This window comes from Planktotalea sp., assembly GCF_018607965.1.
Classification (GTDB): Bacteria; Pseudomonadota; Alphaproteobacteria; order Rhodobacterales; family Rhodobacteraceae; genus Planktotalea.
In genome coordinates, this window is sequence record NZ_JABBAM010000140.1 from 1,352 (window position 1) to 10,219 (window position 8,868).

Here is an 8,868-nt window from a genome sequence, read left to right on the forward strand (position 1 = left end):
CGAAAACAAGCGCGCCGACCGAAAAGGCAAACAGCAGCGCCAGTGTTTCTAGAACATTCATTGCAAATCCCATGACACGTCTCCTGCGGTTCTTTTTCATTATGACTTGGACACGCCAAGCTTTTTGCGACTGTGTTCTTTTCGGTTTAGCTGCGCAATACTGCGCACATGAGCGTGACAGAGGATTTCAGCAATGAGCCGACTTTTTAATTTTACAGCCCTCGCCATGATGCTCGCAGTGCCGCTTAATGCAGGTGATGTCGTGACCTTCACAACAGACGAAAGCTTTGATGACGTAATCTTCGGGCTAGAAAACGCGATCATTGATCAAGGCTTGGTGATCGATGGCACAAGTCACGTCGGGGAAATGCTTGCACGCACTGGGCGTGATGTTGGATCAGACAAGATCATTTTCCTGAATGCTGACGTCTATAGTTTCTGTTCCGCTGCCCTGTCACGTAAAGTGATGGAGGCTGATCCAATGAATTTAATGTTCTGCCCTTACGATATTTTTGTGATGGTGCACCCAGAGACACCCGATGAGACGATAATTGGCTACCGCGCGATGCCAGAAGGCCCAATGAAGGACGTCGAGGCACTGCTTGAAACGATTTCCAAGTCCGCGATTGGCATCGATTAAGCGAGAAATCTGCTTGGATTTATAACGGATCAATAACGTACTTTCACATGAAAGTGAGTGGTCAGAGCAAAACACGCTGGCTTAGATCAAACGCTCAATTCGTCAAACACGATCGGCATGAATCCCCGCTGATCCAAGTCCGAAACACTCCCGTATTCCTATCATACCACGTCGGTATTATTGAAAACCTTTTTGAGGATACGACACATGCTACGTAGAACATTCATTGCACTTACATCCGCAGCTCTAATCTCTGGCCCTGCTTTCGCGGGCGGTCATTCCAAAGACATAGTCGACACAGCTGTCGGCGCGGGTACGTTCGGCACGCTCGTTGCAGCCGTACAGGCCGCTGGTCTAGTAGACACGCTGAAAGGTGACGGTCCGTTCACAGTCTTCGCACCAACAGACGATGCATTCGCTGCGTTGCCAGAAGGCACAGTCGAAGAACTGCTCAAGCCAGAAAACAAAGATCAGCTAACAGCGATCCTCACGTATCACGTCGTCGCTGGAAAAGTCATGGCGGCTGATCTAACCAACGGCATGATGGCGACAACGGTACAGGGTACGGACGTTAAGATCATGACAGAAGGTGGTGTCACGGTCGGCGGTGCAAACGTCACAGCGGCGGACATTGAAGCATCCAACGGTGTGATCCATGTGATCGACGCGGTGATCATGCCCAAGATGTAAGCCCAACGGCTTAACCACTCACGACAAGCGATTCCCCATCAGTTCAGGCTGGTGGGGTTTTGCATTTTCAGGCGCGTTCCAGCGCAAATGCATGGTTCACGTCGGCCTTTACTGGCCGATTGGCGCGACACCCGTTTGGTCGTGCGAAAGATGGCCCATGCTTTACTGCGAAATGCGCAACTTATGGCCGAAAACTATCGCTATTACATCCAAGGAGTGTGGTGTTGATGTGAATATCCGACAGTGGGCTAGCGTATATTTTGAGTACGTAACCACTCACGGAGACGATCTAATGTTACTGAAATCCACACTCACACTCGCAGCGCTATCCTTCGCAACAGCCAGCTTTGCAATGTCAGACGTAGACGCAAACGCGGACGGCATGCTGACCGAAGAAGAGCTAACCGAAGCCGTCAAAGCAGGTGTTTTGCCCGATATCAGCGGTTAACCCCGTGACCGGAACCTTCCGTCCAGTTTAACCCACTCACGCAGACTATCTGGCGCGGAAGAAGGGGTGCAGGTCATGATCTACCTGCGCCCCTGTTCTATTTCAGGCCCAGCAATGCTGGCAATTCCGCCATATCAGCGAACAGTGCGTCACAGATAGGGTCTAGGCGTTCTATGGGCGTTTCCTCATGAAATCCTATTGTGTACATGCCCGCGGCGATGCCTGCTTTGGCACCTGTCGCGCTGTCCTCAATCACAACACAGCGCTCTGGCGCGATGCCCGCATCGCTGGCCGCTTTCAGATAAACATCAGGTGCTGGTTTGCCATGCGCAACATCCGTGCGCGAAACAATACGCCCCTTGAAACGGTCCGCCAAACCCGTGCGCGCAAGGGTGATGTCCATCTTTGGGTGAGGGCCGTTTGAGCCAATCGCATATGGAATTCCAGCAGCATCCAGCGCATCAAGTACATCAATCGCACCTTTGATCGGTTCGACTTGATCTCGAAGTGCATCAAATATTTCAGGATAAATTTCGTCCAACCAATCATCGGGCAAGCGCGCACCCATTTCGCGGGCACGGTCCATGGCACCTTGCATCGTCCCACCTACAAAAAACGCAGATAGATCATCCAAACCAATCGTTAGCCCGTGACGTTCGAAATTAGCTTTCATCACGCGATCCGTGATTTGTTCGCTGTCAACCAGCACACCATCACAATCAAAAATCACCATGTCAGGGGGCATAATCATAAAAACGGCCTCACATTTGGGGTTGCGAGGCCGTTGTCTGGTTTCAGGTCGTCGTTGTCAAACCACAGTGTGCATCGGTGTGTTTCAGTGCACGACCGCATCATCAGGGCGTGGGCGGTTTGTGCTGGCCACAACATCGCCGATGATCAGCCCTTCAACACCCGCGCTGACATCGATCGTATCGCCATCACCCACATCACCCACCAAAATCATTTCAGCTAAAGGGTTCTGCAAGGCACGTTGGATCACACGCTTTAGGGGGCGCGCGCCAAACACAGGATCATACCCTTCGTCCGCCAACCATTTACGCGCCGCATCGTCCAAATCAAGCGTAATCTTGCGACCCGCCAAGCGTTTGTCCAGCAAGCCCATCTGAATATCCACGATCCCGGACATGTCTTCCCGCGCAAGGCGATCAAAAATGATCGTTTCATCCAAGCGGTTCAGGAATTCAGGCCGAAAATGCGCGCGCACTGCATCCATCACATCGCGTTTCGCATCACTGGTATCCGCGTTCTCTGGCAACATACTTAACGCTTGCGCCCCAAGGTTGGACGTCAGGATAATCAGCGTTTGCTTGAAGTCCACGGTGCGGCCCTGACTATCGGTCAGCATACCATCATCCAAAACTTGCAAAAGGACGTTGAACACATCTGGGTGCGCCTTTTCGACCTCGTCAAACAACACGATCTGATAGGGACGACGGCGCACAGATTCAGTCAGAACGCCGCCCTCATCATACCCGACATATCCGGGAGGAGCACCAATCAAGCGTGAAACTGAATGCTTTTCCATGTATTCGGACATATCAATACGGACCATTGCGCTGTCGTCATCGAACAGAAATTCAGCAACAGCTTTGGTCAGCTCTGTTTTACCCACACCAGTTGGCCCAAGGAAAAGGAACGACCCAAGCGGACGGTTCTCGTCGTTCAAGCCCGCGCGTGCACGGCGCACTGCATCGGCCACAGATTTCACCGCAGAATGTTGACCGATCACACGGTTATGCAGTGCATCTTCCATGCGCAAAAGCTTATCACGTTCGCCTTCAAGCATCTTGGACATGGGGATCCCTGTCCAACGCTCGACCACGCCCGCAATCTGTTCGGGGTGCACGGCTTCTTCAACGATGACGCCGCCATCTTCACGATCGTCGGCTTCGCCCAACATCTTTTCCAGATCGGGGATTACGCCATAAGACAGCTCACCCGCTTTCGCGAGATTGCCTTCACGTTTGGCGATGTCCAGCTCAGCACGCGCTTGATCCAAAAGCTCTTTCATCTCTCGCGCGCCTGCCAGCTTGTCGCGTTCCGCCTGCCATTTGACAGTCATCTCGCTGGAGCGTTCCTGCAAATCGCCCAACGCCTTTTCAAGCACAACAAGACGATCTTTAGACGCCTGATCGTCCTCAAGTTTTAGCGCTTCGGCCTCAATTTGCTTTTGCATGATTTCGCGGTCCAGCGCATCCAGTTCTTCTGGCTTGCTGTCGACTTCCATGCGCAAACGGCTTGCGGCCTCGTCCATCAAATCGATGGCTTTGTCGGGCAAGAAACGATCTGTGATGTAGCGATGCGACAGCGTCGACGCAGCAACAAGCGCGCTATCGGAAATACGCACACCGTGGTGAAGTTCGTACTTCTCTTTAATGCCGCGCAAGATCGAAATAGTGTCCTCAACTGTGGGTTCTTCAACCATCACAGGTTGAAAACGCCGCACCAAGGCCGCATCTTTTTCGACGTGCTTACGGTATTCATCCAAAGTGGTCGCGCCAATGCAATGTAACTCGCCCCGCGCTAGCGCTGGTTTCAGCAGGTTAGACGCATCCATTGCGCCGTCGCCCTTCCCCGCGCCAACCAGCGTATGCATTTCGTCGATGAACAGAACGATCTCTCCAGCGGCAGCCGTGACCTCAGACAGAATCGCCTTTAGACGTTCCTCAAATTCACCACGATATTTCGCGCCCGCAATCAACGCACCCATGTCGAGCGACATTAGGCGTTTGTTGCGCAGGCTTTCTGGCACGTCGCCATTGATTATGCGCAAGGCAAGACCTTCGGCAATTGCGGTTTTACCAACGCCGGGTTCACCGATCAGAACTGGGTTATTCTTGGTACGACGTGATAAAACCTGCATCGCGCGGCGAATTTCTTCATCGCGACCAATGATCGGATCAATCTTGCCAAGCTCTGCCATTGCGGTCAGATCCGTCGCGTATTTCTTCAACGCGTCATACCCTTCTTCGGCACTCGCACTGTCAGCCGTGCGGCCTTTGCGAATGTCGTTGATTGCTGTGTTCAGCGTTTGGGCAGTCACCGCGCCCGCCTCCAAAGCATCACACGCTTTGGATTTCACAAGCGCAAGGGCCTGCAGAATGCGTTCAACAGGCACAAAACTGTCGCCGGCTTTCTTGGCCAGCTTTTCCGCTTCACCAAAAACTTTGCCCGTCTGGCTATCCATATAGACCTGACCCGCATCGCCGCTAACCTTGGCAATTTTGCCCATTGCAATGTCCAGCGCTTCGACGACACGTGTCGGCGCACCACCACTGCGGGTGATCAGATTAGACGCTAAACCTTGGTCGTCATCCATCAATGCTTTTAAAATATGTTCTGGCAACAAACGCTGGTGATCTTCGCGCTGTGCGATTGTCTGCGCCGCTTGGATGAATCCGCGCGAACGCTCTGTGAACTTATTAAGGTCCATAGGTTCTCTCCTTCAAAAAGCACCCGATTGAAAAATGCGCCTGCTGTGCAGCACGCTAAGGTTTCGGGCCTCGAGTTTTTATGTGGGCAACGTTGCGATCTGTATCAAGAGCAGCCCGCCACGCAATTAACGCTAATTTGGACACATTTTGCCCAGATTCAAAGATTTAAGGTCACAAGAGTTAGAGTTAACAATCAGAGGCTTCCCAAGCGAAGTCCGAGCAGGAGAAAAAGTAATGATCGTAAATCGTATTGAAGTTACCCCAATCCAAGAATTCACACCTGAAACAGGTGGTGCTGGCAAAGTGTCATTCATTACCGACACAGGCGATTTGATCTTTGATCGCCAAATCAAACCAGGCCGCGAAGCTGAAAAGCGCAACCCAGTATTGGCGTTCGTTTCTGAAGCAATGCGCCAAGTTCAGCGCATGCCAGAATACCGCATCTCAAAATCATATGTTAAGTTTGCACCGGGTGTTTTGCCAGAAGGTTTTGCAGCCTAAAAATACCCATTTGCTTGACCTGCCCCAGCCCCTTGCGCGATAGGGGGGCGACCCCAGCAGGAGAAGCCAAATGTCCGATGATCGCCTAATTGTCGCCCTTGACGTTGCGAACGCAATCGACGGGTTAAAAATGGCCGAAACTTTAGGCGACTCAGTCTCGTTCTATAAGATCGGTCTAGGCATGCTAACAGGCGGCGGGCTTGCCCTTGCCAACGAACTTAAGGGCGAGATGGGTAAACGTATCTTTTTGGATATGAAGCTGTTCGACATCAGCGCAACTGTTGAGGCTGCCGTACGTGGCCTTGCACAATTTGATCTGGATTTTCTGACGGTCCACGGTGATCCCCATGTTATCCGCGCTGCCAAAGAAGGCGCGTCTGGCAGTAATATGAAAATTCTAGGCGTGACGATTTTAACGTCTTTAGATCGCAATGATCTTGATGATTGCTTGATCCGTGACGGCGCAATTCCTGATTTGGTGATTGATCGCGCTGGCCGTGCGTTTGATGCTGGCGCGGACGGGATTATTTCATCGCCCCAAGAAGCAGCCGCCATTCGTGCGTTGCCTGAATCGCAGGGTCGTTTGATTGTAACACCCGGCGTGCGTCCAATGGGTTCTGCTTCAGGCGATCAAAAACGCATAGCAACACCGGTAAACGCGATTACTGCGGGTGCGGATCACATCGTAGTCGGACGCCCGATCCGTGATGCAGATGATCGTAAGGGTGCTGCCGAAGCGATCATCGCAGAGCTTGCTGCGATCTAGTCGTTGATATCTTTGTCCCAGACTTTCACTTGACCGCCACGCACACCCAAAATTTGGCGCAACGCGACCCAAGAAATCAAGGACACGATAGCGAAGACGAGAAACGTCATGGGCACACTAAGGCTAAGGGCTGATCCGCCAACCAGCAGGATCAGACCCATCAAAGCAGCGCCAATTGCGAAGCCCAAGAAGATAAAGCTAGGCGCGAACACTTCGAAGATCGCCAACGCAACAGCGGCGATCATCCAGAATACCCAAGAGGTCCACATTATTTGGACCCTCCCTTGAGCATCTTGAACGCATCGCCGAACGCATCCATCGCGCTAGACGGAACGACAACCGTTTGCGAACCTGCACTGCTACCAAGTGCGGTCAACGCTTCAACCTGCTTCAAGGCAACCTGATACTGCGCGGCTTCCATGCCATTGTCAGCGATCGCAGCCGCAACAACACCCGTCGCGTATGCCTCTGCATCCGCTGAAATACGGCGCGCTTTGGCGATCTGTTCTGCAGCATAAAGTTCAGCATCCGCACTAAGCTCAACAGCGCGTTTTGCACCTTCGGCTTCCGTAACCTGCGCACGGCGCGCACGTTCGGCGTTCAATTGCTGCAACATCGCATCGCGGGTTGCTTGATCTAGATTAACGTCCAAAAGTTCAGCCCGCGTCACTTCAATACCCCAATCGTCAACTGCGCTTTCGACAAGGGTTTTGATCTGCGAAATCAGCTGTGTGCGGTTTGATTGAACTTCATCCAGCTCCATCTTACCGATTTCAGAACGCACCATGCCTGCAACCGTCGTTGCAATTGCGCCATCCACATCACGGATTCGGTAGACCGTCTTTTCAGGTTCAAGAATGCGATAAAAAACCGACGTTTCCACCTGTACCAACACGTTGTCAGCCGTAATTGCGTCTTGGTGTGCGTTGGGCAATTGGCGTTCTAGAATGGAAATTTTATGCGCGACCTTATCCAAGAACGGCACAATCAAATTGATCCCAGGCCCAAGCACCGAGCGCAGACGCCCAAAACGTTCGACCACAAATTTTTCAGACTGCGGAACAATCCGCACACCAAGCAGGATGCAGATAATAATAAAGGCGGCAAGCAACACGATGAACGTATTCTCGCTCAGAAAATTAAAAGCTAACTGATCAAATGACATGGAACTCTCCTAAACGTTAATTCCTACATAAGCGTTTACGCAGGAGAGTTCAAAGGCTGCCTATTTGAATTCGGCGCGCACGCAGCGTAGTCTTCCGTACTGGTGTTCACGGGATCAAGGCAGCGCAATGCCCTCACTTTGCAGAGATTGCTTAACGGATTTTGAGCATGGCACGCGCTGCCCTGCCTGTCGCTCTGCGCGCGTGATCTCGCATCCTGAATTGATGACGCTTTCCATCGCACATATGGATTGCGATGCATTCTACGCGAGCGTTGAAAAGCGTGATGATCCGTCTTTGGCAGACAAGCCTGTGATCATCGGAGGCGGTCGGCGCAGTGTCGTATCCACTGCCTGTTATGTGGCGCGGATCAAAGGCGTGCGATCTGCGATGCCAATGTTTCAAGCGTTGAAACTGTGCCCCGATGCAGTGGTGATCAGACCCCGCATGAACGCCTATGTGGAGGCGTCAAAAGCGATCAAAGCGATGATGGAAGAACTCACTCCCGCGATCGAACCCCTCTCACTAGACGAGGCGTTCATGGACCTGCGCGGCACGCAGCGCCTTCATGGCGCACCGCCAGCAGAGATGTTGGCGCGACTGATCAAGCGTATGCGAGACGAGCTGGGGTTAAGCGGGTCAATCGGTCTATCCCACAACAAATTCCTCGCAAAAGTCGCCTCTGATTTGGACAAGCCCCGCGGATTTTCAGTGATTGGCGAGGCGGATACGACGGAATTTTTAGCTGGCAAACCTGTGCGCATGATTTGGGGGGTTGGACCGGCTGCACAGGCATCACTGGAAAAGGTAGGCATTCGGACGTTCGACGATCTTCTGCGCTGGGAAAAATCCGATCTGGTCGCGCGCTTTGGCGGCACGGGGGAACGCCTGTTTCATATTGCAAGGGGCGAAGATTTTCGGAGGGTTTCGTCACATGCTCCAATGAAAAGCATCTCGAACGAAACGACCTTCAATGAGGATACTGCTAATCTGGATATCTTGGATGGGCATATCTGGCGGCTGTCAGAACAAGTTGCAGATCGTGCAAAAGCAAAAGAGCTTGCAGGCCGAGTTGTGACATTGAAATTAAAGCGCGCTAACTTTACGCAAATCACACGGCGCATTTCCTTGCGTGAGCCAACGCAATTAACGGACCGTGTTTACCGCGAAGCGCGTGCGCTGTTTGATGCCGTCAGCGACCAAGG

10 protein-coding genes are annotated in these 8,868 nt (G+C 52.4%); 6 read left to right on the forward strand and 4 right to left on the reverse strand.

What is annotated here, in order from left to right; all coding sequences use genetic code 11:
- Nucleotides 1–193 precede the first annotated feature (193 nt).
- The 3 genes from QZ279_RS12685 (at nt 194) to QZ279_RS12695 (ending at nt 1,778) form a co-directional block, all read left to right on the forward strand.
- Entirely contained in the window at nt 194–640 is a 447-nt protein-coding gene (locus QZ279_RS12685) for a DUF302 domain-containing protein (protein WP_293451424.1), read from the forward strand.
- Nucleotides 641–847: 207 nt separating this feature from the next.
- The gene (locus QZ279_RS12690; RefSeq protein ID WP_293451426.1) at nt 848–1,330 is read left to right on the forward strand and encodes a fasciclin domain-containing protein; all 483 of its coding nucleotides are present in this window, start codon (nt 848–850) and stop codon (nt 1,328–1,330) included.
- 292 nt (nt 1,331–1,622) lie between these two features.
- Nucleotides 1,623–1,778, forward strand: coding sequence for a hypothetical protein (locus QZ279_RS12695; RefSeq protein WP_293451428.1), 156 nt, complete (start codon nt 1,623–1,625; stop codon nt 1,776–1,778).
- Nucleotides 1,779–1,875: 97 nt separating this feature from the next.
- Here the strand turns inward: QZ279_RS12695 and QZ279_RS12700 are convergent, their stop codons facing one another.
- Entirely contained in the window at nt 1,876–2,529 is a 654-nt protein-coding gene (locus QZ279_RS12700) for an HAD family phosphatase (protein WP_293451430.1), read from the reverse strand.
- Between the two features lie 84 nt (nt 2,530–2,613).
- Nucleotides 2,614–5,232 carry an ATP-dependent chaperone ClpB gene (clpB, locus tag QZ279_RS12705; protein ID WP_293451432.1) on the reverse strand — a complete coding sequence of 873 codons (2,619 nt, stop codon included), beginning with the start codon at nt 5,230–5,232 and terminating at the stop codon, nt 2,614–2,616.
- Between the two features lie 235 nt (nt 5,233–5,467).
- Here clpB and QZ279_RS12710 point away from each other — a divergent pair, with 235 nt between their 5' ends.
- Together QZ279_RS12710 and pyrF are read left to right on the forward strand one after the other, a co-directional pair.
- Nucleotides 5,468–5,734, forward strand: coding sequence for a hypothetical protein (locus QZ279_RS12710; RefSeq protein WP_293451434.1), 267 nt, complete (start codon nt 5,468–5,470; stop codon nt 5,732–5,734).
- Nucleotides 5,735–5,804: 70 nt separating this feature from the next.
- Nucleotides 5,805–6,500 carry an orotidine-5'-phosphate decarboxylase gene (pyrF, locus tag QZ279_RS12715; RefSeq protein ID WP_293451436.1) on the forward strand — a complete coding sequence of 232 codons (696 nt, stop codon included), beginning with the start codon at nt 5,805–5,807 and terminating at the stop codon, nt 6,498–6,500.
- On the opposite strand, the gene QZ279_RS12720 is transcribed toward pyrF, so the two are convergent.
- Nucleotides 6,497–6,769, reverse strand: a complete 273-nt coding sequence (locus tag QZ279_RS12720; RefSeq protein WP_293451438.1) for a hypothetical protein — start codon at nt 6,767–6,769, stop codon at nt 6,497–6,499. The genes pyrF and QZ279_RS12720 overlap by 4 nt on opposite strands.
- On the reverse strand, nt 6,769–7,665 hold the full coding sequence (locus tag QZ279_RS12725) for an SPFH domain-containing protein (RefSeq protein ID WP_293451440.1): 897 nt from the start codon (nt 7,663–7,665) through the stop codon (nt 6,769–6,771). Before QZ279_RS12725 ends, QZ279_RS12720 begins: the two co-directional genes overlap by 1 nt.
- Before the next feature lie 127 nt (nt 7,666–7,792).
- On the opposite strand from QZ279_RS12725, the gene QZ279_RS12730 reads away from it, so the two are divergent.
- A partial coding sequence (locus QZ279_RS12730; RefSeq protein ID WP_293451442.1) for a DNA polymerase IV occupies nt 7,793–8,868 on the forward strand: 1,076 nt, incomplete at its 3' end.

Coding starts and splice junctions, on each gene's coding strand:
- QZ279_RS12685 (WP_293451424.1), top strand. CDS start 194: ATGAGCCGACTTTTTAATTTTACAGCCCTCGCCATGATGCTCGCAGTG.
- clpB (WP_293451432.1), bottom strand. CDS start 5,232: ATGGACCTTAATAAGTTCACAGAGCGTTCGCGCGGATTCATCCAAGCG.
- QZ279_RS12700 (WP_293451430.1), bottom strand. CDS start 2,529: ATGATTATGCCCCCTGACATGGTGATTTTTGATTGTGATGGTGTGCTG.
- QZ279_RS12710 (WP_293451434.1), top strand. CDS start 5,468: ATGATCGTAAATCGTATTGAAGTTACCCCAATCCAAGAATTCACACCT.
- QZ279_RS12690 (WP_293451426.1), top strand. CDS start 848: ATGCTACGTAGAACATTCATTGCACTTACATCCGCAGCTCTAATCTCT.
- pyrF (WP_293451436.1), top strand. CDS start 5,805: ATGTCCGATGATCGCCTAATTGTCGCCCTTGACGTTGCGAACGCAATC.
- QZ279_RS12695 (WP_293451428.1), top strand. CDS start 1,623: ATGTTACTGAAATCCACACTCACACTCGCAGCGCTATCCTTCGCAACA.
- QZ279_RS12720 (WP_293451438.1), bottom strand. CDS start 6,769: ATGTGGACCTCTTGGGTATTCTGGATGATCGCCGCTGTTGCGTTGGCG.
- QZ279_RS12725 (WP_293451440.1), bottom strand. CDS start 7,665: ATGTCATTTGATCAGTTAGCTTTTAATTTTCTGAGCGAGAATACGTTC.